Here is a 24,315-nt window from a genome sequence, read left to right as displayed (position 1 = left end):
AGCAGGGAATTGAATCCTTGCTTTTTTACTGTTCACAAAAAGACTTGTCGGAGCAAGTCTTTTTGTGTGCTTAGTTTTTCTGATAAAACTTGTTGTATTGATAGATAGGGTCAAAGGTAAGATTGATACCTAATTTACGAAGAACACTCTTATCTTCATCGGATAGGATAACAGTCGAATGAGCTTCGCTACCATTTAATTGACCCAATTCTTTCATGGCACTTGCAGCAAGAGGGCTATCTTGTGCAGTGATGGCAAGGGCGTTAAGAATCTCACTTGCATCGAGTCGTGTATTGGTTTTATCCAGATAATCTGCCTTCAATTCTTGAATTGGGCGGATGTAATTTGGTTCGATGAGAAGTGTTTCATCATCGATTTGTACGATTTGCTTGATGGCATTGAGAAGAACAGTTGCAGTTGGTTTGAGGAGGTCTGATGTTTTACCTGTTACAATCTCTCCAGTTGGCAACTGAATAGCAAGGGCAGGGCTAGTTGTCAGCTCTGCTTTTTCGCGTGCAGCGATAACAACCTTACGATCTGCTGGTGTCACACCGACTTCATTCATGAGGAGTTCAATCTTTTTAACTGCTTGCTCGCTCACCCGCTCTGCCTTGAAATCAACCAAGGTCTGGTAGTAGCGGCGGATGATTTCTTGCTTGGATGCTTCGATAGCCGCTTCCTCATCAACGATGGAATAACCCACCATGTTAACGCCCATGTCTGTCGGTGAGGCGTATGGTGATTTGTTCAAAATACGTTCAAAGGTACGGTTGAGGACAGGGAAGACCTCGATGTCACGGTTGTAGTTGACCGCAGTTTTGCCGTAGGTTTGCAGGTGGAAGGGGTCGATCATGTTGAGGTCGTCCAGGTCGGCAGTTGCAGCCTCATAGGCCAGGTTGACTGGGTGGTGGAGAGGCAAGTTCCAGACAGGGAAGGTTTCAAACTTAGCATAGCCTGATGTTACGCCGTGCAGCTGGTCGTGGTAAAGTTGGGAGATACAAGTCGCCAATTTACCTGAACCAGGTCCAGGTGCGGTAACAACGACGAGATTGCGACTGGTTTCGATGTAGTCATTTTTGCCCATACCTTCTGGTGAGATGATGTGGTCAATATCAGAAGGATAGCCTTTGATTGGGTAGTGGAGATAGGACTTGATACCATGTTTTTCCAACTGCTTGCGGAAGGCGTCTGCGGCTGGTTGGTTGCGGTATTGGGTAATGACGACAGAACCAACATAAATATCAATATCATTGAAGGTGTCAATCAAGCGGAAGACTTCTTGGTCGTAAGAAATACCCAAGTCACCACGTGCCTTAGAATGTTCGATGTTGCTAGCATTGATGGCGATGACGATTTCTACTTGGTCTTTCAACTCTTGGAGGAGTTTGATTTTGTTATCTGGTTCATAGCCAGGTAAAACACGAGCTGCGTGGAAATCTTCCAGCATTTTTCCGCCAAATTCCATATAGAGCTTGCCTTCAAACTGAGCAATTCGTTCTAAAATATGGTCACGTTGCAAATTCAAATATTTATTTGAATCAAATGCGATTTTCTTCATCCAATAAGTCCTCCAAATGTGTAATTTTCTCTGGGAAAAACAAAAATAGCTCCCTAAAACTAGGGAGCCTTTTCTCTGACCTCTCAAAAGAGGTGCCCGAACAATACTATAACAAACTGTGCTAATCTTGTCAAGAAAAAGTCAGATGTAACAAAAATTAAACAAATACTTAAAAAATATTTAATTTTTATAAAATTAAGTATTGACTTTATTAAAATAAAGTGTAAAATAACATTAAACAAATATTTAATCTACGTTTAAGGAGATGTTTATGAAAAAACTAGTCAACAATAAATTATTTCTATCTAGCTTTGTGGCAGACTTGATTTCTAACTTTGGAGATACGCTTTACTATCTGGCTTTGATGAACTATGTCCTGTTTCTACCAGATACCAAGTTTGCCTTGGCTATGATTACGGCTTCTGAAACTTTGCCGATTTTGGCAGGTCTCTTTATCGGGATTTGGGCAGATAAGATGAAAAATAAATTGGATACCATTCTTGCAACACTGCTGGTTCGTGTTGGTCTTTATGCCCTTGTTGGTCTCTTAATGGGCTTTTCCCCAGCCCTTTGGATTGTAGCAGTCGTATGTGTCATCAACTTCTTGTCTGATTTGGCAGGTCAATATGAAAATGGTCTTTATCTGCCTGTCAGCCTGCGGGTTGTGGCAGCAGAGGATCGCGAAACAGCCATGGCCTTCAAAATGACAGTCAAATCGCTCTTGCAAATTGCCTTTCAAGCTAGCGGAGCCATCCTGATTGGTTTTATGTCCTATCAACAACTTGCCTTCTTAAACGCTGGGACCTTCTTGGCTAGTCTTGCTATTATGCTAGTGATTCGTCCTGCTATCGCTAAACTATTGAAGGAAAATCCTATCCAGCAGGCCGAGCAAGTAGAAACGGAAGCTGGTATTGTTAAAGGAATTGGTCAGAGTATCAAAGAATCTTACCAAGCTGTGCAGAATATTCCCGTACTTAAAGCGTCAATCATTACCATTGCAAGCTTGAATGCCATCTTTACAGCCCTCTCTCCCTTGGTGGTTTTAAATATGAAGGAGTTTTCAGATTTTGTCATTGTCAATGCGGGGACAACGGTGGCTTTGATTTCCATTCTCTTCTCAGTTGGTAGTATTTTGGGTTCAAGCTTGGGTATGGCAGCCTTTAAAAATGTCAGCCTAATCAACCTGCTCAAGTTCTCTACTCTTATGCCAGTCTTACTTTTTTTAGGGATTTTTCTTCACAATATCTATATGGTGCTAGCAGTTCTCTTCGTAACGGCAATGACCTTGGGCGTTTTCAATCCTAAAATGAATGCCCTTGTGTTGAACGAACTACCTGAAGATAAATTGGCGACAGTTGGTGGAGGGATTGATGCCTTCTGTCAGATTGGTATGGTAGCAGGTCAAGCCTTGGTAGCTCTGCTTGTGACACTTTTGTCTGTCACAAGCATCTCCCTTATCTTCCTCTTGCTTTCTGTGGGGTTGTTGGGCTATACTGTTCTTACAGGATCTAAACCTGAAAAGTCATTAGTGAATATTTAGAAAGAAAACTATGAAATTAGATTACCGAGATTATAGAAGCGAGATTGTCGAAAAGTTCTTTATTCCTTTAATTATCACAGAACGTGAAGAGCCGTTTGAGGCGGATTTGTCACAGAAAGAAAGAGACATTCTCAAAGATGCTTTGGACATTCGAGATGAAATAGAGGAAAAGCTGGCGGATTATCGTCAGGAAGTCAATGAGGTCTTTGTTTGGGGCCATATCTTTACAATCTTGCACACCTTGTATTTCTACCTCTTGGATCAAGGACAGGATCCAAAGACGGTTGAGGAAGCCTGTCAAATGATTTTAAAGCTGTCCCAAGATGAAGTCGAAGATGCCATGCGGACCATGTTGGCGTCTGAAAATGACGGACATCGTGAGAAGGACCTCAGCCTCATGGAGCTCTTGGAGAATACGGGTAAAAAGCCAGCTGATAAATGGTATTGGTCACTGGCTATTCGCAATCCTTTGGAAACTGTTGAGCGGTCTGTCGCTCTCTTAGACAAGCTGCTTCCTATCTATCAGCCTTACTTTGAAGAGGCAAGGGCGGAGCGTGAAGCCTTTGCACAAGAGTTTGATATTGAAAAACTCTATCGAGAATCCAAGCAATTAGCCATGACCAGCCTGGATACTCTGGGTGTTGAAAATGCCCCATTCTTCGTGCTCAGTCCATGGTGCTTTTGGTTTGCTTATTATGGAAACGAAGAATTTGACCATATGAAAGTCGCTCTTTTAGCTTCCTGTCGAATTGACCAGATTATGCTCTCAAATGACGAGCTGGATCTGGATGATTTGACAACGGCTCTTAAAGTCATCAGTGATAGCACGCGTTATCAGGTCTTGGTGGAGTTGACCAAGCCCCATGCCAAGAGCAAGGATATCGCAGAACGTCTGGCTATTACAGGGGCGGCAGTATCCTTCCACACCCAGAAACTGATTAACGGCGACCTGCTTCTCTTTAATGCCAAAGACAAGAATGTCAAATACAGTGTCAATCGGGATTTACTCCAACAGGTGATTGATAAGTTGAAAGAGGATTTTGATTTGTAAAAAAGCCTTGTAAGTTAAGTCTTACAAGGTTCTTTTGTGCTTATACTCTTCGAAAATCAAAATCAGACGTTGTTGACTTGATTTGATGAACTTCAGTTCTATCCGCATCTTACGGTCACGAACCAAGTTCGTCTAATTTCCGACCTCCAACAGTCTATTCCCAGACTGTTGGAGCTAGTCTGTTTTTGATTTTCATTGAGTATTAATGATTAACCAGCTGAGCAGTTGGCAAGTGATGATGGTGATAAGGAAGACTAACCAACCTTGCTGTATTTTGGTCAGGGCACTAGTTTCTAGGAAGAAAAAGCTGATTTCGACTGGGATAACATGGATAAAATAATAATAGCTGGCATATTCTTTGAGAAATTGGAATTTTTTCTGGCGGAAGAGGTCTGTGGTCAGGGTCCAGGCGACTAGATAGGCTGTGAATGGAATCAGGCTAAATAGAAAGTTCTTATCGTAGCCCTGATTGAGATAGATGATTGTAGCCTCAACAGTTAAAAGAGCTATGCAGACAAGTAGTTTGGTCTTTTGTCGGTATTGGAAAATGGGTTGATTGAGTTTGTCGGCTAGATAAAAGCCTGTCAGGACAAAAATCGGTGCGTAGAAGAGGCCGTTGCGGCTGGTGAAAAAGAAGGTTTTGTAGCTGTCAAATGCGGTCAGGAAAATCGATTCTGCCAGGTAGGAGGAGTAGGTTTCGACTGAGCCTAGGAGATAGAGAAGGCAGGCTAGACAACCTGTGATGCGCCAGCCCCATTTCTCCAAGGAAAAATGAACGAGGACAAGACCTAGAAAGAAAGCGGGCATGTACCAGAGTTGGTAGCTGGTGCCGGTGTAGGTCAGTCCGACTAGGAGTGCGAGGGGATAGTAGGGGAAGGGGATTTCTTGGAGTGTTAGGTAGATGAGGTAGAAGGGGAGGTAGAGGATGGACCAGGTCAGGTATTGTTTGCTGTAGCGGATCAGGTATTGTTTGGAGAGGCTGGGGTAGTTGCGTCGGAGGAAGAAGCTGGCTGTGACCATGAAGTAGGGAACGACCATGCGGCTAAAGATGGATTTTTGGATGAAGTGGAGCGGATCTGCTTCAAATAGTCTGCGACAATGGAGGGCGATGACTAAAATAGCTCCGATGAACTGGATGAGGGAGAGCAGTGATGTATTGAGTGGTTTTGTCTTATTTTGCATGTTAATATTTTTCTTTTTTCTTCCATTTTATCGAAATCTGATGAATATGTAAATGTTTGCAAAAAGATGTGGAGAGGTGCTGGCTGAAACTTAGTTGACAAGAGAAGTCCAGTGGAAAATATGGTATAATGTTAGGACGGAGTAAATGTAAACCATCTATTTCGTTTAAGTTAGAAAGGAGCATATAGATGAAAGATTTACATGCAAAATTATTGGCTGATTTTGGGATTGATTTTTCGGATTTGAATTTATTAGAAACGGCTTTTACCCATACTTCTTATGCCAATGAGCATCGCCTTCTAAAAATTTCACATAATGAGCGCTTGGAATTTTTAGGAGACGCTGTTCTCCAGTTGATGATTTCCAAATATCTCTATCAAAAATATCCTGATAGACCCGAAGGTGAGATGTCCAAGTTGCGTTCGACCTTTGTACGTGAGGAGTCTTTGGCTGGTTTTTCTCGAGCCTGTGGCTTTGATCGGTTTCTTCGTCTTGGTAAGGGGGAAGAGAAGTCTGGAGGGCGAAATCGCGATACTATTTTAGGAGATGCTTTCGAGGCATTCTTAGGAGCTCTGCTATTGGACAAGGGTGAAAAGACCGTGGAGGAATTTATCCATAAGGTCATGATTCCTCGCTTGGAAAAAGGAAACTTTGAGCGCGTGACCGACTATAAGACTGCTTTGCAGGAAATTTTGCAGGTCAATGGTGAGATTGCTATTTCGTATCAAGTAATAGCTGAGTCTGGTCCTGCCCATGATAAGACCTTTGAAGTGGAGGTATCTGCTGATCAGCGTGTGATTGGTCGTGGTCGTGGTCGCTCTAAGAAATTAGCTGAACAAGCCGCCGCCAAAAATGCTGTGGAGGCTAGAGGATAGGTATGTATCTAAAATCAATTGAAATGCAGGGCTTTAAGTCCTTTGCGGATAAGACCAAAGTCGTCTTTGACCGTGGAGTGACTGCTGTTGTAGGGCCGAATGGTTCTGGCAAGTCCAATATTACAGAAAGTCTACGTTGGGCCTTGGGAGAGTCGTCTGCTAAAAGCTTACGTGGAGGCAAGATGCCCGATGTTATCTTTGCAGGAACGGAAAGCCGCAAGGCTCTTAACTATGCCTTGGTTGTCGTAACCTTGGATAATTCTAGCGGATTTATCGCGGATAAGGCTAAGGAAATTAAGGTTGAACGCCACATTTATCGATCTGGTGATAGCGAGTACCTGATTGATGGGAAAAAGGTTCGCCTACGGGATATTCATGACCTTTTCATGGATACTGGCTTGGGTCGGGATTCTTTCTCTATTATTTCTCAAGGGCGGGTTGAAGCCATTTTTAATTCCAAACCTGAGGAACGCCGTGCAATTTTTGAAGAGGCGGCAGGGGTCTTAAAATACAAGACTCGTAAGAAAGAAACAGAAAGTAAGCTGGCTCAGGCTCAAGGGAATTTGGACCGCTTGGATGATATTATCTATGAACTGGATAATCAGGTCAAGCCATTGGAGAAACAGGCACAAACTGCTAAGAAATTTCTAGAATTAGATGGTCAACGTAAGGAATTATACTTAGATGTTTTGGTGGCTCAGTTGTCGCTTGGTAAGGAAAAGTTATCGGAAAAAGAAGCCGAACTAGAGTCTGTCAAAACTGAATTGACTAGCTACTACAAACAACGTTCTGAGCTGGAGCAAGAAAATCAGAACTTGAAAGAGAAGCGCCACCGCCTGTCAGAACAATTGGAGCGTGAACAGGCAGTTCTGCTGGATTTGACCAAGTTAATCAGTGATTTGGAGCGAAAAATTGAGGTCCATAAACTGGAATCTAGTCAAAACGAATCAAGTCGTCAAGAAGCGCAGGCGCGTTTGGAAAACTTGTTGACTAGACGAGAGCAGTTGGCAGAACAGATTGAGCAAAAGCAAGAAACACTTGCGCAATTAGATAGTTCCTTGTCTAGCTTGAAAGAAGATATTGCTGTGGTAGACAAAGAAATTTCCTACTTTTCAGAAGATCCTGATCAGGTTTTAGATCATCTGCGGGAACAGTATGTTGCTCTGATGCAGGAAGAGGCAGATGCTTCAAACCGTCTGACCAAGATTCAGCAGGATATTGCCAATCAAATCAGTCTTTCTGAGAGTAAATCTGAAGACTTGGCACGCTTGCAGACGGAAAAACAAACAGCTCAAGAAGTACTTGATAAGAGTCGGAAAAGTTTAGAAGAAGCTGATCAGGTTTTACGCCAGTTACTTGAGAGCTATCAGACCCAAAAAACAGAATTGGATCAAGCCCAGACTGCTTATCAAGCTGAGCAAGGTCGCTTGTTTGATTTGCTGGATCAGTTGAAAGGCAAACAGGCTCGCCAATCTAGTTTAGAAGCTATCTTGAAAAATCACTCCAATTTCTACGCGGGGGTTAAGGCTGTCTTACAGGCGGCACCAAGCTTAGGAGGAATTATTGGAGCAGTCAGTGAACAACTGACCTTCGATACTCGCTACCAGACAGCCCTGGAAATTGCTCTGGGCGGAGCAAGTCAAAACGTCATCGTTGAAGATGAAGCGACTGCTAAACGAGCTATCGCATTTTTGAAAGAAAAACGGCAAGGGCGGGCAACCTTCTTACCTCTGACAACTATCAAGCCACGTCAGCTTTCTGGACAGCAAATCTCTTTACTAGAATCTTCCGATGGATTTTTGGGGCTTGCAAGTGATTTGGTGACTTATCAGCCAAATTTAGATGCGATTTTCCAAAATTTGCTAGGCACTATCGCAATTTTTGATACCATTGACCATGCCAATCAGGCAGCGCGGGTAACCAAGTTTCAAGTGCGTATGGTAACCATGGATGGAGCGGAAATCCGTCCTGGTGGAGCCTTTGCTGGTGGTAGCAATCGAAATAACAGCACGACCTTTATCAAACCAGAACTCGATGCTCTTTTAGGAGAAATAGCAGAGCTGTCTAACCAGTTGCAGGAGCAAGAAAGCTTGGTTGCAGCTAAGAAAACTAGCTTAGACCAGACCAGAGAAGCCTTGGAAACGATTAAGGCGGAGGGGGAAGAAGCTAGATTGAACCAGCAGAGCGCAAGGATTCATCAGGAACAGGCAGAAAATAGACTGGCTCAGCTATCAGCCCAGTATGACCTGCAAATGAGTCAGGTTAGTCCGACCATTTTGACTGAGCTAGAAGAGGCTGCTGCTAAGGAAGAAGTAAATGTCCAAGCCTTGAATGAGAAAAAACTAGCCTTGGATCAACAAATCAATCAAGTCCGTGATAATCGCGATAGTATTCAAGAAAGCTTGCAGAAACTACAGACTCAGAAGGGTCAACTAACTTTGGAACAGGCTGAACTAACTAGCCAACTTCGTTTTGAACAGACAGATCTGAGACGCTTGCAAGAAGAAAAAGTGGTTGCAGATAAGGAAATTTCTCTTTTAGAGGATATGATTGACCAGAAGCTAGAAGCTCTTGAAGATACTAGTATTGAGATTCTTGAAGAACAATTGCAGGCGGCATCTGATAAGCAAAACCAGACCAATCAGATTTTAATTCGCTTAAAGTTTGAATTGGAAGATATTGATGGGCAGTTTGAAGACTTGGAAGAAAGATTGCAACAAGCTCGGACTAAGAATGATGACTTGATTCGTAAGCAGGCTAAGTTAGAGGCGGATTGTGAGCAAGCGGGCGATAAATTACGGACTTTACTTGGTAATTTGACCGAGCATTTTAAATTGAGTTTTGAAGCTGCCCAGTCTCAGGCCAAGGAAGTTGAGAATCTTGCAGTTGCTGAACAAAGCCTCAAAGACCTAGAAAGAGCTATTCGTGCTTTGGGTCCAGTCAATTTGGATGCTATTGAGCAGTATGACGAGGTCAATAATCGCCTTACCTTCCTCAATGAGCAACGGACAGATATTTTGTCGGCGCGTGATTTACTACTAGATACTATCCACGAGATGGATGATGAAGTCAAAGAGCGCTTCAAGGTTACTTTTGAAGCTATTCGCGAAAGCTTTAAGCAGACATTCAAACAAATGTTTGGCGGTGGTTCAGCGGATTTGATTTTGACAGAAGGTGACCTATTGACTGCGGGTGTGGAGATTTCAGTTCAACCTCCGGGTAAGAAAATTCAATCTCTCAATCTTATGTCAGGTGGCGAAAAAGCCCTTTCGGCCCTCGCTCTGCTATTTTCCATTATCCGTGTTAAGACCATTCCTTTTGTAATTCTCGATGAGGTGGAGGCAGCCTTGGATGAGGCAAATGTCAAACGTTTTGGTGACTACCTCAACCGTTTTGATAAGGAGAGTCAGTTTATCGTCGTGACCCACCGTAAAGGGACCATGGCGGCAGCGGATGCCATGTATGGGGTGACCATGCAGGAATCTGGCGTGTCCAAGATTGTTTCCGTTAAGCTGAAAGATGTGGAGAAATTATGATTAACAAAATTTACGCCAGTGATATGGATGGTACTTTTTTACGAGAAGACCATAGTTTTGATAAGGACCGGTTTCGTCGTATACTGAATCAGTTTAAAGAAAAAGGTTATTTATTTGTGGCAGCAAGTGGGCGATCTATGCAAAGCCTGAAACTTGTTTTTGAAGATTTTGTAGATGAAATCGGTTTTGTAGCAGAAAATGGTTCAATCGTTGAATATCAGGGGCAGACTATCTTTATGGATGATCCAATTAGTCCTGAAATCTATCTGCCGATTATCGCGGGTATTGATGCAGGTCCCTTTGGTAGCAGTCGGTCCATGGTGCTGTCTGGCCTCGAAAACTTTTATTTATTAAAAAATGCTGAGCCTCAGTTTTTAGAAGCGATGACGAATTATTACGCACATTTTCGATTGGTAGACACATTTGAAGAAGTTGGAGAAGAGATTATAAAAATCAATGCCAAATTTTCTCCTGAGGAAATGGACGATGCCAGACGATGGTTAAATGATACATTTGAAGGTGTAACGGCCATGACAACTGGTTTTGACAATATTGATATAATTCCAAATGGTTCAAATAAATCAGTTGGATTGAGCCATCTCTGTGCTCATTTTGGAATTGCCCGTCAGGATGTAGTGGCATTTGGTGATAATCAAAATGATTTAGATATGTTTGACTTTGCAGGTCTGGCTCTTGCGACAGAAAATGCAAGAGAGGAAGTGAAAGCTCGGGCAGATTTGATGATTGGTCATTGCAATGATGGAGCAGTATTAGCCTATTTAGAGGAGGAAGTAAATGGCAATTAAGTTGATTGCGTTGGATTTAGATGGAACACTTCTGACATCGGACAAACGGATTTCAGAAGCTAATAAAAAGGCCTTGCAGGCAGCGCGTGAGCGTGGAGTTTATGTAGTTCTGACAACAGGGCGTCCTTTACAAGCTATCGGTACTTTTCTAGAAGAACTAGATCTGCTAGGGGAGAATCAATATTCGATTACATTTAACGGTGGTCTAGTCCAGGAAAATACAGGTCGGGTTTTGGATAAGGTTGGCTTCACTATTGAAGATGTGCGCACCATCCGTCGTGTGACAAATGATTTGGACCTGCCTCTGGATGTTCTTTATGGTGGCGATGTCTATTCTCTACCATCAGCCCATGAATCACTTTATCTAACTTGTAATCCATTGCTTAATAAAATTGTGGCAAGTGATGAGGAAATGCCAGAAGATTTTGTCTACAATAAGGCAGTCTCAGCTGTGGCAGCAGACTTTTTGGATGGACAAATTCCAAAAATTCCTGCAGAACTTCACGAGCGCTTCGAGATTTTCAAATCGCGTGATATTCTGCTCGAATGGAGTCCAAAAGGTGTCCACAAGGCAAATGGTTTGGCCAAGTTGATTGGTCATCTGGGAATTGACCAGTCAGAAGTTATGGCCTGTGGCGATGAAGGAAATGACCTTTCCATGATTGAATGGGCTGGTCTGGGTGTTGCCATGGCTAATGCGACTGATGAAATCAAGTCTGCAGCCAACCTTGTCCTGCCAAAAACCAATGATGAAGATGGCATTGCTTGGGCCATCGAGCACTATGTATTGAATGAGGACTAGTATGGGATTATTTGATCGATTATTTGGACAAGAAAAACAAGAGGAGCAAGTCGCTCTTGTTGAAGAAGTGGAAAGGGAGCAGTCGGCTTCTAGCGAAGATACTGTAACTACTGAAGTTGAGTCAGCTAGTCAAGAAATGGAAGAGATCCAGTCTGAAGTAGTAGAGTCTGAATTGACTGCCGAGCAGGAAGCACAGAAGCAACGGACCTTAGACATGATGGCCCAGTATTATGCAGCCAAAGAAGCTGCTGCGGCTCGAGTGAAGGAAGCGCAGGAACAAGGCTTTGACCCTGCTATTCAAACCAAGGTCAAGGAAGAGCCTGTTGAGGAAGTTGCTCCAGTAGAGCAAGAAAGTGAGCAGGACAAGTACCAGCGAACCTTGAAAAAAACTCGTACAGGATTTGGGGCAAGGCTCAATGAATTCTTTGCCAATTTCCGTTCGGTTGATGAAGAATTTTTCGAAGAGTTGGAAGAAATGCTGATTTTGTCAGACGTAGGTGTGCAAGTTGCTTCTACTCTGACAGAGGAGCTCCGCTATGAAGCCAAGCTACAGAAAGCTAAGAAGACAGATGAACTCCGTCGGGTTATCATCGAAAAATTGGTGGATATTTACGAAAAAGACGGCCAGTTCAGCGAGCAGCTCAATTTCCAAGATGATTTGACGGTCATGCTCTTTGTCGGTGTCAACGGCGTTGGGAAGACGACATCAATCGGAAAGTTGGCCTACAAGTACAAGCAGGCTGGCAAGAAGGTCATGTTGGTCGCAGCGGACACCTTCCGTGCGGGTGCGGTAGCCCAGCTGGTCGAGTGGGGTCGCCGTGTCGATGTGCCAGTGGTCACAGGTCCAGAAAAGTCAGACCCAGCTAGTGTGGTCTTTGATGGGGTAAAACGTGCCGTGGCAGAAGGTGTGGATATTCTCATGATTGACACAGCAGGTCGCTTGCAAAATAAAGAAAACCTCATGGCAGAGCTGGAAAAAATTGGTCGCATTATCAAACGGACTCTACCTGATGCACCGCATGAAACCCTCTTAGCACTGGATGCCTCCACAGGTCAAAATGCCCTTAGTCAAGCCAAGGAATTTGCAAAAATTACCCCCTTGACAGGCCTGGTCTTGACCAAGCTAGATGGTACTGCAAAAGGTGGTGTTGTCCTTGCTATCCGTCAGGAACTGGATATTCCTGTGAAACTGATTGGTTTCGGTGAGAAAATTGATGACATCGGAGAATTCAAATCCGAAGAGTTCATGCGTGGGCTCTTGGAAGGATTGATATAGAATAGAAAAAGTAGCCAACTGCGAAGTTAGCTACTTTTTTGCTGATTCATAATTCTTGTAATTTCTTCTGCGGTGTCCACCATGCCACGCTGGTACCAAGCGGTGCAGGCACCCAGGATTGAATAGCCCACAAAGGCGTAGGAATAGGCTAGTTCCGTAGGTAATTGGGCCAGACTTTGCCTGTCTGTTAGGAGTTGGGCGATGAAGATTTCCTTTTCACTCTTGTAGAGGCAGTCAATCAAGGTCTTGTTCTGCTGGAAAAAGGAAAAGAGTGAAGGGAAGGACAGGTCGTTACCATATTCTTTTTTGTAGGCAGAATAAGCTCTTTCCAAGGCCTGTTTTAAAATAGCGTCCTTACTATCAAAATTCCGATAAAAGCTGATGCGGGTCACTCCTGCTCGATTGGCAATATCGGTAATGGTAATCTTATCATAAGCCTTTTGCTGAATAAGTTGCAAAAGGGCTTCTTGGATATAATCTTGTGCAGTCATGTTACAAACTTCCTCCTTTTGTTACATGGTTTGCCTTTGACATTGACATGGGAATTAACAAATGTTACACTTGTTACATCTTAATTGAAAATGAAGGAAATGTCAAGGAGTAATCATGACTTTAAAACGTTGGTTGGTGTTAGGGATTATAGCGATTGTTGGACTGTTAGTTGGTCGCCTGTTGGTACGGATTTTCCTCAATCTGCTATTGGGTGGAACAATCTGGGGAGGTAATTTTCTATGAGAAGGAGAAGATTTGTGGGCTTAGGAATTTTAGTATTTTTCTTGGCTGTCCTTGCTGGTGTAGCTTCTAAAGGGTTGATTAAGCCAGCTTGGGCCAAGAAGTACACTGTTGAATGGTCGGAGCAGGTAGGAAGAACGGTGACGGATCTGTCCTATGGAGAGGAAGATGCCCAAAAGTTTGACCTCTATCTGCCTGCGAACACTAGTAAACAGACCTACGGACTTGTTGTCTATCTGCATGCGGGTGGGTTTACAAGCGGTGATAAAAAGGATGACCAGCAGATGTTGCAATGGCTGGCTTCTAAGGGCTATGTAGCAGCTGGTATCAACTATACCTTGTGGACAGATGAGAATGGAGCAAGTGTTACTTCTCAAGCTCAGGAAATCAAAGACAGCATTCCTCATGTGATTGAGGCGGCTAAAAATGAAGGCTATACAATTGACAAAATGGCTATTTCAGGTGGATCAGCGGGTCATGCTCTAGCTATGATTTACGCTTATCGAGATGCCAAAGAAGCTCCTGTTCCTGTGGTTTTGACCTTCGGTGGCGTTGGCCCTTCTAGCTTTTACATGGAAGATTGGGGCATTTATGGGGCGGATACCAATCATGAAGTTGCCGCAGGTCTTGTCAGTGCTATGTCAGGACAGGAGGTGACCAAAGAAATGATTGTTGACGGGAGTTACAAGGCTATTGTCAATGAAATTTCAGCAGTCCACTGGGTGACGGAAGAATCTGTGCCAAGTGTGGTCATCTACGGAAAACATGATAAGGTGCAGCCTTACGCCGCAGCCCTTCGACTAGAAAAAGCCTTGAAAGAAAAAGGTGTTGACTACCAGTTCCTTACTGCTGAACATTCTGGACATGGTCTGCAAAATGACGATGCTGCAAACCAAGCCTATATGACCTTAGTGGAAGACTATTTGGCCAAGTATCTGCCGGTGGATTAAGTTTTAGTAGTGAGTGTTGAATTGATTGGCATTCATCATTCAACAGTTAGGTTGGATTTAAGGAGAAATAATGAAGAAAGTATTCACAATTTTAGGTATCATCATTTTTTGTATCATTTCGTTAATGATTATTACCCTTAATTTTCTTTCGCACCAATCAGTAAATCCAAGAAATTTCCAAGAAAAAACGGAAATGGGTGGAGAGATTGAACAGAAGTATATGGCAAATGGAAGCTATGAAGTTGCCAAAAAAGAAGAAGGAACGCTCTTAAATTTTGGAAAATTCCTGATTTTCTATCCAAAAGAATTGGAGACAAGTGACAAGCAATACCCTGTTATTGTGATTGCCAATGGAACTGGTGTTCCACTTTCTAAATTTCCAGCTATTGCTGAACATTATGCTTCCTGGGGATTTATTGTCATCGGAACGGAAGAGCCTCACTCCTGGAATGCCTTTGGAGCTGAAATGAGTATTCGTTATTTAGAGAGAATGAATGCCAATCAAGAAGTTGCTGATAAGGAAAGTCTATTTTATCAAAAAGTTGATTTTGAAAATGTCGGCATCGTAGGGCATTCGCAAGGTGGTGTTGGGGTTATCAATGCTATCACCGACACACAGCATAAAGATATTTACAAGACTGCGGTGGCACTTTCTCCTACCAATAAAGAGTTAGCTCATAATCTATTTTGGGATTACGATGCGACAAAGATTACTATTCCGATAATGCTCATATCTGGTCAGGGTGGAGGAGATGATTGGGTTGTTACAGGAGACCAATTGGTTGACATCGCCAATGATATCCCAAGCAATAAACTTGCTATGAGGCGTAAAAATACGCCACATGGTGAAGTGTTGTACAAACCAGATGGCTATACAATGGCATGGTTTATGTGGCAATTGCAAGGTGATACAGAAGCCGCCCAAGCATTTATAGGTGATAAACCTGAAATCTTAACCAATCCGTATTATACTGACCAACTGATTGAGTTGGAAATAGATAGAAAAGAGTAATGCGGAGTATCCTATAAGAAAGTTGTTAGAAAAAAAGTCGTTAGTTCAACAAGAACTAGCGACTTTTTCTATCTGTATGTAGCAGTGAGTAAATGGCAATATCCACAATACCACGATTATTTCGAGCAGCTTGTCGAAGGGTACCTTCATAGGTCATGCCAACTTTCTCCATGACACGACCAGAAGGGCGATTTTCACTATCGTGGACAGCCGTAATCCGTAAACAACCAACTTCTTCCAGCAGAAAGTGAATGACTGCTTCAAGGGCTTCGGGCATATAACTGTAGCCCCACCACTGGCTGCCCAACACCCAGCCCAATTCAGCAGCCTGTACTCGTTCGTCTAGGCTGACCACGGAAATATCGCCAATTGCTTGCTGACTTTCTTTGAGTTCAATAGCCCACCTGTACGTTTTTTCCTGTGAATAAGACTGGATACAGAACTGGATATAGTCTTCTGTATCTTGCAGCCTTTGATGAGTTGGCCAGGTCAGATAAATGGTGACCTTTTCATCTGAAGTCCAGTTTTGGAAAACTGACTCAACATCTGCTGCTTGAAAGGGGCGTAAAACTAGACGATCTGTTTCTAATACCTGAGTTCCTTTATGTTGCATCTCATTTCCTCTTCAACAATGCCTCAATCCAGTCTGGTGCATAAGCAGAAGTACAGCCTTTTGGTACTTTCATGTCCGCATAGACTGCCAATTCCTGACCGATTGCAAGGCCTTGTTTTAGATAGTCGGGGTAAGCAACGGCAATCTCCACCAAGCATTGGTTCATGGTCCATTGGACAAGTGGGTCTGCGGTTTGTAAATGCTGACGAATATGGTCTAGAGTTTCTTCAATTTCTTGATTTGTTGCTGTTTTTCCAGCAAAGTATTTGGCACGAAGGAACCAACCAAGTCGCTGAAAAATAGCTTGGTCTTGGATGAGTAAGTATTCCTCCCAGTCTTTGCTATCCTTACGTTTGCTAAGAATAATGGAAGCCAGCTTATCTAGGACGTTGACCGAAACTTGTTCATTGAGGCAAGTTTCTAAAGCAGTAGAAGTCAGCTGGTCAGGTTTTGTTTTGGCAATTTGAATAGCTAAATATTGTGCTTCAAGGATACCTGTTTGCCAAAGTGGAGCAAACAAGTCCAGTCGATTTTTATAGGCCTTGGCGATACCAGAAATAGCTCCCCTCGGAACGCCGTAGTAGGGCTTAGTTTCGCCAATTTTTTCATAACGCTTGAGGGTGCCAGCATGGCTGGCTGCTTCAAGTTGGGTGAGAATGGTGTTTATTTCAGTCATAACTATCTCCGAAAAAAACTGGATTGCTCCAGTTTTCATATTTTTATTTCAACAAACCACGTTCACGATACCACACATCCGGTGTCCAGACCCACTTGCAACCGTAGCTTTCTAGCAAATCAAAGGCAGCCTCAGGTCCCATAGTTCCAGCTGGATAGGTGTGGAGTGGGACTTGGTTGCTTGCCCACAAATCAACAATGCGGTCAATCAAGCTCCAGCTTGCTTTCACTTCTTCCCAATGGCTAAAGTTAGTAGAATCACCATTTAGGACATCGTAAAATAGTTTTTCGTAGGCTTCAGGTGAATTTCCAAGAGCAGTTGCATTGTGACGGAAGTTGAGTTTGGCAGGAGTAAGTGCAAAGTGAGAACCAACTTCCTTACCGTTGATAGAGAGCATGAAGCCTTCAGTTGGTTGGATGAAGATGGTCAAGACATTGGCCTCAGAAGGTTGACCAAAAATATCTTCCGCATGCTTGAAGGTGATGGTCACGCGTGTGCCCTTTTCTGTCAGGCGTTTACCTGTACGGAAGAAGAAAGGGACATCACGGAAACGGTCAGTATCAACGAAGAAGACACCTCCTGCAAAGGTTTCTGTCTGAGAACCTTCGGCAATATTTGGTTCATCCAAGTAGCTAATGTAGTCTTTTCCGTCGATGGAACCTGCTACATATTGACCACGGATGAAGTTGCGTTTGAGGTCCTCATCAGAAGGTTGACGAAGGTGTTGGAAGACCTTGATCTTTTCGGCGCGGACATCTTCCTCCTTGAAGCTGGCTGGCTTATCCATTGCTAGAAGTGAAAGAACTTGAAGGGCATGGTTTTGCACCATGTCTTTTAAGGCGCCAGAATGATCGTAGTAGCCCCCACGATCCTCAACACCAATCGCTTCAGCAAATGTAATTTGGACGTTATCAATGTAATCGCGGTTCCAAATATGTTCAAAAATGATATTGGCAAAGCGAACCGCAAAGATATTTTGCACCATTTCCTTGCCTAGGTAATGGTCGATACGGTAGATTTGGTCTTCATTGAAGGCTGCTGCCAATTCATCATTGAGTTTGCTTGCAGTTGCAAGGCTAGTTCCGAAAGGTTTTTCAATAATCAAGCGTTCAAAACCTTGTCCATCAACGATTTGTTCAGATTTGAGATGTTTGGCAATGGTTCCGAAAAATTCAGGTGCCATAGAGAGGAAGAAGACCTTGTTGTGCTGGGTATCGTATTTTTCACACAAGTCGTCCTGCAATTTACGAAGAGCTACATAATGTTCCGTGTCATTGACATCGTGGCTTTGGTAGTAGAAATGACTAGCAAATTCATGAGCTTGACGTGGTGTGTCAGGCAGATCACCTAGTGATTCAATGACGGTTTGCTCAAAAAATTCCTTGGTCCAGGGTCTGCGAGCTGTACCAATGACTGCAAAGTTTTCTTTGATGTGTCCAGCCTTATAGAGGCGGAATAAAGATGGGTAAAGTTTGCGTTTGGCAAGGTCGCCACTAGCACCAAAAATTGTAAACAATACATGTGATGACATAATTTCATTCCTATCTGTTGAGTATAGACACTATTATAGCATAAATTGTCAGAAAATTCACTTTTTGAATTGGAATTATTAGAAAACACGGTAAACGTACGGGGAATCTGGCTGTTCAATCTGAACCATCGATTGTAATTCAAGTGTTGGTAGATTTTGTTTCAACGATGTGTGGTAGGAAACCTTGATTGTTCCTTTGGCTTTTACCCAAGTATTGTTAGGAAATTCTGTGGTAGCACCCGTAGAGAGTAAGCCATATACCCCAGAATCAGCGATGCAGTGAATAATACCAAAGCGGAAAAGGAAAAATTGCTGGCTATTGTCAGGGTCATTGTAGACAAATCCAATCATTTCAATCATTTTTCCTGAAAATTCCGTAGGATAGTCGTAGATTGCTTCCATCACTTCCATATAGTTTTCATTAGTAACGACAATGGTTTCTTCAGCCAAGTATCTATCAGCAATTTCACGCATCTGGTTTTGATAGGCAGATTTCGTAAAATAAATAGAAGTATCAGGCTTGAGATACTGAACAGTCGTCCCTTCTTGGTTTTGTGTATCAGCATCGTTTTCTGCTGCTAGTGGGAAATGATAGCCCTTGGCAGCAACAGTTGTTGAATCCAGGCTTACCGTAGGAAAGAGCCAGGCTATAGCAAGAGGAATGAGCAATAGTCCAATGCTTGATAGTTTGGCAATTTTGCTTTTTAAATGGCTATGTACTCGAATTTCTTTTACCCAGACATACAATTGTACGATGGCAAGTATGAAAGATAAAATCATGGATAGATAGGCTAGATAGCTATAGTGCAGATTGATGTATTGGTCTAATTTTCCAGAGACATAAAGATACATGGTCATCTCAAAATAGCCTGCAAGAATTAAAAAACGAATCATACTACACCTCCAAGTATCAGACTATATCCCAAAATAACGAGAGTGATAGTAATGATAAAACCGACTATAAATTTCCCCTTGAAATAATGTTTCATCATGAGCAAGTTTTTAACATCCACCATGGGTCCGATAACTAAGAAAGCCATTACTGGGGCGAATCCGAAGCTGGATAGTAGTGATGCACCAATAAAGGCATCGGCTTCAGAACATAGGGAAAGAAGAAAGGCCAGCAACATCATCAGTAAAATAGCTGTTAATGGACTGTGACCGATGGTAGTCAGGACAGCAGTTGGAATATAGACTTGTACGAGACTGGCAAAGAGACAACCAAAGACTAGGTAACGTCCCGTATCAAAAAATTCATCGATGGCATGAATAAGTGCGAAGCCAACTTTTTGCCAGCTGGTTTTATCTGAATAATCATGCTGGTGCTGGTCAAACTTGCTTCCTTTAAGAATAGGTCCTTTTACGAAAAAACCAAGAATGATTCCCAATACTAGGGATACAATGATAGCTCCTAGGGCTCTATAGAAGGCGAAAAGTAGGGAATTGCCAAAAGCAGTAAAGGTTGCAAAAAGGACGATGGGATTAATCACAGGAGCCGTTACTAAAAAGGGGACAGCAGTATAACTAGGTACTTTTTTCTCTAATAGCCGATTGACAATAGGGACAATACCACATTCGCAAGACGGAAAAATGAAGCCGATAAAGGTTCCAAATAGAATGGCAAGAAACTTGTTCTTGGGAAGGAGTTTATGGACTTTTTCAGGGGTGATAAACACATCAATAAAGCCAGAAATCAATGCTCCAATCAACACAAAGGGCAAGGCTTCAATCATGATAGACAGGAAAATAGCCCCCGCCTGTAGGACGGAGGTAGGTAATTGATCAAGACCGAACATATTATTTTCTATCCTGATTCAAGTTGTTTTTCTCGGAATTTTCTTTTGATTTTGGGTCAGGATACTCAATTTCTTCCAGTTTTTCAAATGAAGCAAATTCTTCCAGCATCTTTTCTAAATCATCTTGTCGTTTATAGGTTACAGCCATAAGGCACCTCCAAAAATTTTATATACACATTATACATTTTTTACTAAAAATTATCTAAAGGAATCTGTTTTTATTGAAGCGCAAATATAGTTCGCACCCTCAAATCATGATATAATATTCTTATGAAAACAAGAATATCAGAATTAGTTAGCGTGCTCAATCAATACGCTAAAGAGTATTATCAATTGGACAAACCTAGCGTGTCAGATGCAGAATATGATACGCTTTATCGTGAATTAGTAGAACTGGAAACAGCTCATCCAGAACTGATTTTACCAGATAGTCCTACCCATCGGGTTGGGGGAAAGGTGCTAGATGGATTTGAAAAATATAGTCATATTTATCCTCTTTTTAGTTTGCAGGATGCCTTTTCTCGTGAAGAATTAGAAGCTTTTGACCAGCGAGTTCGCAAGGAATTTCCTCAAGCAACTTATATCTGTGAATTGAAGATTGATGGTCTATCTATTTCCCTGACCTATGAAGCGGGTAATTTAGTCGTGGGTGCTACACGTGGTGACGGTAGTGTCGGTGAAAATATCACAGAAAATCTCAAACGAGTGGCTGATATTCCTTTGACCCTACCCGAAGCTGTGGACATCACTGTCCGAGGTGAGTGTTATATGCCAAAGGCTTCCTTTGACCGTGTTAACAAACAGCGTCAGGAAGCTGGTGAAGCTGAATTTGCTAATCCGCGTAACGCAGCGGCAGGAACTCTTCGCCAATTAGACACAGGTGTCGTGGCCCAGCGTGGACTTGCAACCTTCCTTTACCAAGAGGCTAGTCCATCTGAAGCGACTAGTCAGTCCGATGTGCTTCGCAAGTTAGATGCTCTGGGATTTGTGACCAACCACGAATATTGCTTGGCGGAGTCGATTGATGACACGTGGGATTTTATTGAAAAAATAGCAGAGCGTAGAGATAATCTCCCCTATGAGATAGATGGTGTTGTCATCAAGGTAAATGATTTAGCTATACAAGAAGAACTAGGATTTACAGTAAAAGCGCCACGATGGGCAGTAGCTTACAAGTTTCCAGCTGAGGAAAAAGAAGCAGAAATCTTGTCGGTTGATTGGACTGTTGGCCGGACAGGTGTTGTGACACCAACTGCCAACCTTAGTCCTGTTCAACTGGCAGGAACGACTGTCAGTCGAGCGACTTTGCACAACGTAGACTATATCGCCGAAAAAGATATTCGTATTGGCGATACGGTCATTGTTTATAAGGCGGGAGATATTATTCCAGCAGTTCTGAAAGTGGTGGATAAATATCGAAAAGAGCAAGAAATCATGCCCATTCCTAGTCATTGTCCGTCTTGTCAGAGCGACCTACAACACTATGAGGATGAAGTTGCCCTCCGCTGTATCAACCCTATTTGTCCTAGCCAGCTGATGAGTAAGTTGGAACATTTTGCAAGTCGAGACGCCATGAACATTGCGGGACTGGGTAGTTCAATCGTTGAAAAACTCTTTGGAGCAGGCTTGGTACACGATGTTGCTGATATTTATAAATTAACTGTTGATGACCTATTGACTTTGGAAGGTTTCAAAGAAAAATCAGCTGACAAGCTCTATCAAGCCATTCAAACTTCTAAGAGCAACTCAGCAGAACGCCTCCTGTTTGGTCTAGGTATTCGCCATGTCGGCAGTAAGGCAAGTAAGATTTTAGTAGAAAAATTTGGCGATTTAGAAACCTTAGCATTTGCTGAACAAGAAGCAATTGCTTCGCTAGAAGGTCTTGGTCAGGTTATTGCTAAGTCCTTGACAACTTTTTTTGCTAGTGAGGGTGCGCAGCAACTTTTAGCTGAACTTAAGGAAGCTAAGGTAAACTTGACCTATCTCGGACAAGTAGTAGATGAAAATGCTGCGCTATCGGGTATGACAGTTGTACTGACTGGTAAATTGGAGCGAATGAAACGAAACGAAGCCAAGGCCAAATTAGAAGCTTTAGGGGCAAATGTAGCAGGATCAGTTTCTAAAAAAACTAATCTTGTGGTTGCTGGAACAGATGCAGGTAGTAAATTGACCAAAGCACAGGAACTAGGTATCGAAATAAAAGATGAGGCTTGGTTGGAGAGCTTGTAAAGGTAAAACGATGGAAGAAAGAAAACGTGCTAGACTAATATATAATCCGACCTCAGGTCAAGAAATCATGAAGAAAAATGTGGCCGAAGTATTGGACATTTTGGAAGGTTACGGTTATGAAACTTCAGCTTTCCAAACAACTGCTGAGAAAGACTCTGCAAAAAATGAGGCTACACGTGCGGCACTTGCGGGCTTTGACTTGATTATTGCGGCTGGTGGAGATGGAACGATTAATGAAGTCGTCAATGGAATTGCTCCGCTTGAAAAACGTCCGCAGATGGCCATCATACCGACTGGCACCACCAATGACTATGCGCGTGCATTAAAAGTGCCCAGGGGAAATCCTGTAGAAGCAGCTAAGGTTATTGGTAAGCAGCAGACCATTTTAATGGATATTGGTTTAGCCAAAAATCAAAAAAATGGTTTTTCTCAAGAACATTATTTTATCAACATTGCTGCGGCAGGTACACTTACGGAATTGACCTACAGTGTTCCAAGTCAACTTAAGACCATGTTTGGCTATTTGGCCTATGTGGTAAAAGGAGCGGAACTCCTGCCACAAGTACAATTTACACCTGTTCGTGTAGAGCATGATGAGGGAGTATTCGAAGGCTCGGTTTCAATGATTTTTGTTGCCTTAACCAATTCAATTGGAGGTTTTGAACAGATTGTTCCAGATGCTAAGTTAGATGATGGTAATTTTACCTTATTGATGGTTAAAACAGGGAATTTATTTGAAATTCTGCATCTGATTCGTCAAGTCTTAGACGGTGGCAAACACATTGATAGTGATCTAGTTGAATACATAAAAACCAAGAGCCTATCCATCGAAAATCTGAACCCAGATAACCGTCTACTGCTCAATCTAGATGGAGAGTTTGGTGGGGAAGCCCCTGTACGTCTGTACAACCTATCAAACCATATAGAGTTTTTCGCAGATACAGATCTGGTTTCTGACCATGCAATCACTCTTGATACTGATCAGATGAATCGAGAAGATATGGCCAAACGATTCATTGAAGAAACAGACCATATTGATGAAGCTATTAAATAGGAAGAAAAGATGAAACCGTCTTTTCTTTTTATTTTGTAAAAACGAATTAAACGCTTACAATGGCGGTATTTTCTTGACAAACAGATGTTTTAGGAGTATCCTTACATGGTATTAAATTTTAAAAGGAGAATTCGTTATGAGTTTAGGCGCATTGGCCCTTGGATTGGCCTGTCTTGGTGTAAGTATCGGTGAGGGACTGTTGGTGGCTTCATACCTTAGTTCGACTGCACGTCAACCAGAAATGCAAAGTAAATTGATGGCTGGTGTATTTTTGGGTGTTGCCTTTATCGAGGGAACTTTCTTCGTAACTTTGGCTATGACATTTGTCTTGAAATAGTAGAAAATAGAGAAATAGAAAAGGGGGGAACCTCCATTGGAAGAACATTTAAGTCCAACCCTTACCCTTGGTCCCGTAACCTTTGACCTGACCATGGTATTGGTTTCTGTCATTACCATTTCCATTATTTTCTTACTTGTTTTTTGGGCTAGTCGTCGGATGGAGCTCAAGCCAAAAGGAAAACAGAATGTTTTGGAGTACGTTTACGAATTGACCATCAATTTTACAAAAGGGAATCTTGGCGATGCGGAAGCAAAGCGGTATTCCTTGTTCTTCTTTACAGTCTTTACTTTTCTTTTGGTTGCCAATAATCTAGGTTTGATGACCAAATTGGAAACAGCAGAAGGACATAATTTGTGGACTTCTCCAACGGCCAATATGGCTTACGATTTCGGTTTGGCAACAATTGCAACAGTATTTTGTCATGTTGAAGGTATTCGTCGTCGTGGTTTCAAGGCGTACCTCAAATCTTTTGTGACACCCTGGGCTATGGCTCCAATGAACATTTTGGAAGAAGTGACCAACCTTGTGTCGCTTGCTCTTCGTCTGTACGGTAACATTTATGCTGGTGAAGTGCTTGTCTCTCTTCTTCTACAATTATCTCAACAAAGTGCACTTGCATATCCAATTGCCTTTGCTCTAAACGTTGTTTGGACAGCATTTTCTGTATTCATTTCATGCTTGCAGGGATATGTATTTATCATGTTGGTATCTATGTACTTAAATAAAAAAATTAGTGGTGAGAGTGAATAGGAAAGG

23 protein-coding genes are annotated in these 24,315 nt (G+C 42.5%); 14 read left to right on the top strand and 9 right to left on the bottom strand.

The window, feature by feature from the left end; translation table 11 throughout:
- Positions 1 to 70 precede the first annotated feature (70 nt).
- Complete coding sequence (locus tag ODU46_RS03010) at positions 71 to 1,558, bottom strand: DUF1846 domain-containing protein (protein WP_398579205.1); 1,488 nt, start codon at positions 1,556 to 1,558, stop codon at positions 71 to 73.
- Between the two features lie 271 nt (positions 1,559 to 1,829).
- On the opposite strand from ODU46_RS03010, the gene ODU46_RS03005 reads away from it, so the two are divergent.
- Together ODU46_RS03005 and ODU46_RS03000 are read left to right on the top strand one after the other, a co-directional pair.
- Positions 1,830 to 3,098: an MFS transporter gene (locus ODU46_RS03005; protein ID WP_208498460.1), complete on the top strand. Its 1,269-nt coding sequence runs from the start codon at positions 1,830 to 1,832 to the stop codon at positions 3,096 to 3,098.
- Positions 3,099 to 3,108: 10 nt separating this feature from the next.
- Positions 3,109 to 4,149, top strand: a complete 1,041-nt coding sequence (locus ODU46_RS03000; protein WP_205040967.1) for a helix-turn-helix transcriptional regulator — start codon at positions 3,109 to 3,111, stop codon at positions 4,147 to 4,149.
- Positions 4,150 to 4,341: 192 nt separating this feature from the next.
- Here ODU46_RS03000 and ODU46_RS02995 read toward each other — a convergent pair whose 3' ends face one another.
- Positions 4,342 to 5,331, bottom strand: coding sequence for an acyltransferase family protein (locus ODU46_RS02995; RefSeq protein WP_222812396.1), 990 nt, complete (start codon positions 5,329 to 5,331; stop codon positions 4,342 to 4,344).
- 188 nt (positions 5,332 to 5,519) lie between these two features.
- On the opposite strand from ODU46_RS02995, the gene rnc reads away from it, so the two are divergent.
- The 5 genes from rnc to ftsY are packed head-to-tail and all read left to right on the top strand — an operon-like array spanning position 5,520 to position 12,626.
- Positions 5,520 to 6,206, top strand: a complete 687-nt coding sequence (rnc, locus tag ODU46_RS02990) for a ribonuclease III (RefSeq protein WP_012028264.1) — start codon at positions 5,520 to 5,522, stop codon at positions 6,204 to 6,206.
- A gap of 2 nt (positions 6,207 to 6,208) precedes the next feature.
- Positions 6,209 to 9,742, top strand: a complete 3,534-nt coding sequence (gene smc / locus ODU46_RS02985) for a chromosome segregation protein SMC (protein ID WP_398579204.1) — start codon at positions 6,209 to 6,211, stop codon at positions 9,740 to 9,742.
- On the top strand, positions 9,739 to 10,548 hold the full coding sequence (locus ODU46_RS02980) for a Cof-type HAD-IIB family hydrolase (RefSeq protein WP_105135999.1): 810 nt from the start codon (positions 9,739 to 9,741) through the stop codon (positions 10,546 to 10,548). The genes smc and ODU46_RS02980 overlap by 4 nt, the downstream gene beginning before the upstream one ends.
- Positions 10,538 to 11,350 carry a Cof-type HAD-IIB family hydrolase gene (locus ODU46_RS02975; RefSeq protein WP_014637797.1) on the top strand — a complete coding sequence of 271 codons (813 nt, stop codon included), beginning with the start codon at positions 10,538 to 10,540 and terminating at the stop codon, positions 11,348 to 11,350. Before ODU46_RS02980 ends, ODU46_RS02975 begins: the two co-directional genes overlap by 11 nt.
- A 1-nt stretch (position 11,351) precedes the next feature.
- Complete coding sequence (ftsY, locus tag ODU46_RS02970) at positions 11,352 to 12,626, top strand: signal recognition particle-docking protein FtsY (protein ID WP_395326420.1); 1,275 nt, start codon at positions 11,352 to 11,354, stop codon at positions 12,624 to 12,626.
- Between the two features lie 26 nt (positions 12,627 to 12,652).
- Here ftsY and ODU46_RS02965 read toward each other — a convergent pair whose 3' ends face one another.
- Positions 12,653 to 13,117, bottom strand: a complete 465-nt coding sequence (locus ODU46_RS02965; protein WP_024392341.1) for a TetR/AcrR family transcriptional regulator — start codon at positions 13,115 to 13,117, stop codon at positions 12,653 to 12,655.
- A gap of 115 nt (positions 13,118 to 13,232) precedes the next feature.
- Here ODU46_RS02965 and ODU46_RS02960 point away from each other — a divergent pair, with 115 nt between their 5' ends.
- The 3 genes from ODU46_RS02960 (at position 13,233) to ODU46_RS02950 (ending at position 15,320) form a co-directional block, all read left to right on the top strand.
- On the top strand, positions 13,233 to 13,361 hold the full coding sequence (locus tag ODU46_RS02960; protein WP_260619428.1) for a hypothetical protein: 129 nt from the start codon (positions 13,233 to 13,235) through the stop codon (positions 13,359 to 13,361).
- Positions 13,358 to 14,308 carry an alpha/beta hydrolase gene (locus tag ODU46_RS02955; RefSeq protein ID WP_114866640.1) on the top strand — a complete coding sequence of 317 codons (951 nt, stop codon included), beginning with the start codon at positions 13,358 to 13,360 and terminating at the stop codon, positions 14,306 to 14,308. The genes ODU46_RS02960 and ODU46_RS02955 overlap by 4 nt, the downstream gene beginning before the upstream one ends.
- 70 nt (positions 14,309 to 14,378) lie before the next feature.
- Positions 14,379 to 15,320, top strand: a complete 942-nt coding sequence (locus ODU46_RS02950) for an alpha/beta hydrolase (RefSeq protein ID WP_024392339.1) — start codon at positions 14,379 to 14,381, stop codon at positions 15,318 to 15,320.
- A gap of 55 nt (positions 15,321 to 15,375) precedes the next feature.
- Here ODU46_RS02950 and ODU46_RS02945 read toward each other — a convergent pair whose 3' ends face one another.
- From ODU46_RS02945 to ODU46_RS02920, 6 genes are all read right to left on the bottom strand, one after another.
- Positions 15,376 to 15,933, bottom strand: coding sequence for a GNAT family N-acetyltransferase (locus ODU46_RS02945; RefSeq protein ID WP_398579203.1), 558 nt, complete (start codon positions 15,931 to 15,933; stop codon positions 15,376 to 15,378).
- A 1-nt stretch (position 15,934) separates the two neighbouring features.
- A complete protein-coding gene (locus ODU46_RS02940) occupies positions 15,935 to 16,609 on the bottom strand; it encodes a DNA alkylation repair protein (RefSeq protein WP_398579202.1) in 675 nt (224 codons plus the stop codon).
- Between the two features lie 43 nt (positions 16,610 to 16,652).
- Positions 16,653 to 18,140, bottom strand: a complete 1,488-nt coding sequence (gene zwf, locus ODU46_RS02935; protein WP_172065058.1) for a glucose-6-phosphate dehydrogenase — start codon at positions 18,138 to 18,140, stop codon at positions 16,653 to 16,655.
- A 78-nt stretch (positions 18,141 to 18,218) separates the two neighbouring features.
- On the bottom strand, positions 18,219 to 19,034 hold the full coding sequence (locus tag ODU46_RS02930; protein WP_398579201.1) for a TIGR03943 family putative permease subunit: 816 nt from the start codon (positions 19,032 to 19,034) through the stop codon (positions 18,219 to 18,221).
- A complete protein-coding gene (locus ODU46_RS02925; RefSeq protein WP_105150726.1) occupies positions 19,031 to 19,936 on the bottom strand; it encodes a permease in 906 nt (301 codons plus the stop codon). Before ODU46_RS02925 ends, ODU46_RS02930 begins: the two co-directional genes overlap by 4 nt.
- A gap of 1 nt (position 19,937) precedes the next feature.
- A complete protein-coding gene (locus ODU46_RS02920; RefSeq protein WP_169050536.1) occupies positions 19,938 to 20,084 on the bottom strand; it encodes an SPJ_0845 family protein in 147 nt (48 codons plus the stop codon).
- 122 nt (positions 20,085 to 20,206) lie between these two features.
- Here ODU46_RS02920 and ligA point away from each other — a divergent pair, with 122 nt between their 5' ends.
- From ligA to atpB, 4 genes are all read left to right on the top strand, one after another.
- Positions 20,207 to 22,165 carry an NAD-dependent DNA ligase LigA gene (ligA, locus tag ODU46_RS02915; RefSeq protein WP_398579200.1) on the top strand — a complete coding sequence of 653 codons (1,959 nt, stop codon included), beginning with the start codon at positions 20,207 to 20,209 and terminating at the stop codon, positions 22,163 to 22,165.
- 10 nt (positions 22,166 to 22,175) lie between these two features.
- Positions 22,176 to 23,219, top strand: coding sequence for a diacylglycerol kinase family lipid kinase (locus ODU46_RS02910; RefSeq protein ID WP_398579199.1), 1,044 nt, complete (start codon positions 22,176 to 22,178; stop codon positions 23,217 to 23,219).
- Positions 23,220 to 23,355: 136 nt separating this feature from the next.
- On the top strand, positions 23,356 to 23,556 hold the full coding sequence (locus ODU46_RS02905) for a F0F1 ATP synthase subunit C (RefSeq protein WP_002936021.1): 201 nt from the start codon (positions 23,356 to 23,358) through the stop codon (positions 23,554 to 23,556).
- 36 nt (positions 23,557 to 23,592) lie between these two features.
- Positions 23,593 to 24,309 carry a F0F1 ATP synthase subunit A gene (gene atpB, locus ODU46_RS02900; protein WP_024407435.1) on the top strand — a complete coding sequence of 239 codons (717 nt, stop codon included), beginning with the start codon at positions 23,593 to 23,595 and terminating at the stop codon, positions 24,307 to 24,309.
- Positions 24,310 to 24,315 lie beyond the last annotated feature (6 nt).

This window comes from Streptococcus sp. 2020WUSS089, assembly GCF_044427405.1.
Lineage (GTDB): Bacteria > Bacillota > Bacilli > Lactobacillales > Streptococcaceae > Streptococcus > Streptococcus hashimotonensis.
Note: the sequence above shows the minus strand (reverse complement) of the source record. Positions and strands in the feature narration are given on the sequence as shown.

Excerpts from the sequence above, each read along its gene's own strand:
- ODU46_RS03010 (WP_398579205.1), bottom strand. The coding sequence starts at position 1,558 with ATGAAGAAAATCGCATTTGATTCAAATAAATATTTGAATTTGCAACGT.
- ODU46_RS03005 (WP_208498460.1), top strand. The coding sequence starts at position 1,830 with ATGAAAAAACTAGTCAACAATAAATTATTTCTATCTAGCTTTGTGGCA.
- ODU46_RS03000 (WP_205040967.1), top strand. The coding sequence starts at position 3,109 with ATGAAATTAGATTACCGAGATTATAGAAGCGAGATTGTCGAAAAGTTC.
- ODU46_RS02995 (WP_222812396.1), bottom strand. The coding sequence starts at position 5,331 with ATGCAAAATAAGACAAAACCACTCAATACATCACTGCTCTCCCTCATC.
- rnc (WP_012028264.1), top strand. The coding sequence starts at position 5,520 with ATGAAAGATTTACATGCAAAATTATTGGCTGATTTTGGGATTGATTTT.
- smc (WP_398579204.1), top strand. The coding sequence starts at position 6,209 with ATGTATCTAAAATCAATTGAAATGCAGGGCTTTAAGTCCTTTGCGGAT.
- ODU46_RS02980 (WP_105135999.1), top strand. The coding sequence starts at position 9,739 with ATGATTAACAAAATTTACGCCAGTGATATGGATGGTACTTTTTTACGA.
- ODU46_RS02975 (WP_014637797.1), top strand. The coding sequence starts at position 10,538 with ATGGCAATTAAGTTGATTGCGTTGGATTTAGATGGAACACTTCTGACA.
- ftsY (WP_395326420.1), top strand. The coding sequence starts at position 11,352 with ATGGGATTATTTGATCGATTATTTGGACAAGAAAAACAAGAGGAGCAA.
- ODU46_RS02965 (WP_024392341.1), bottom strand. The coding sequence starts at position 13,117 with ATGACTGCACAAGATTATATCCAAGAAGCCCTTTTGCAACTTATTCAG.
- ODU46_RS02960 (WP_260619428.1), top strand. The coding sequence starts at position 13,233 with ATGACTTTAAAACGTTGGTTGGTGTTAGGGATTATAGCGATTGTTGGA.
- ODU46_RS02955 (WP_114866640.1), top strand. The coding sequence starts at position 13,358 with ATGAGAAGGAGAAGATTTGTGGGCTTAGGAATTTTAGTATTTTTCTTG.
- ODU46_RS02950 (WP_024392339.1), top strand. The coding sequence starts at position 14,379 with ATGAAGAAAGTATTCACAATTTTAGGTATCATCATTTTTTGTATCATT.
- ODU46_RS02945 (WP_398579203.1), bottom strand. The coding sequence starts at position 15,933 with ATGCAACATAAAGGAACTCAGGTATTAGAAACAGATCGTCTAGTTTTA.
- ODU46_RS02940 (WP_398579202.1), bottom strand. The coding sequence starts at position 16,609 with ATGACTGAAATAAACACCATTCTCACCCAACTTGAAGCAGCCAGCCAT.
- zwf (WP_172065058.1), bottom strand. The coding sequence starts at position 18,140 with ATGTCATCACATGTATTGTTTACAATTTTTGGTGCTAGTGGCGACCTT.
- ODU46_RS02930 (WP_398579201.1), bottom strand. The coding sequence starts at position 19,034 with ATGATTCGTTTTTTAATTCTTGCAGGCTATTTTGAGATGACCATGTAT.
- ODU46_RS02925 (WP_105150726.1), bottom strand. The coding sequence starts at position 19,936 with ATGTTCGGTCTTGATCAATTACCTACCTCCGTCCTACAGGCGGGGGCT.
- ODU46_RS02920 (WP_169050536.1), bottom strand. The coding sequence starts at position 20,084 with ATGGCTGTAACCTATAAACGACAAGATGATTTAGAAAAGATGCTGGAA.
- ligA (WP_398579200.1), top strand. The coding sequence starts at position 20,207 with ATGAAAACAAGAATATCAGAATTAGTTAGCGTGCTCAATCAATACGCT.
- ODU46_RS02910 (WP_398579199.1), top strand. The coding sequence starts at position 22,176 with ATGGAAGAAAGAAAACGTGCTAGACTAATATATAATCCGACCTCAGGT.
- ODU46_RS02905 (WP_002936021.1), top strand. The coding sequence starts at position 23,356 with ATGAGTTTAGGCGCATTGGCCCTTGGATTGGCCTGTCTTGGTGTAAGT.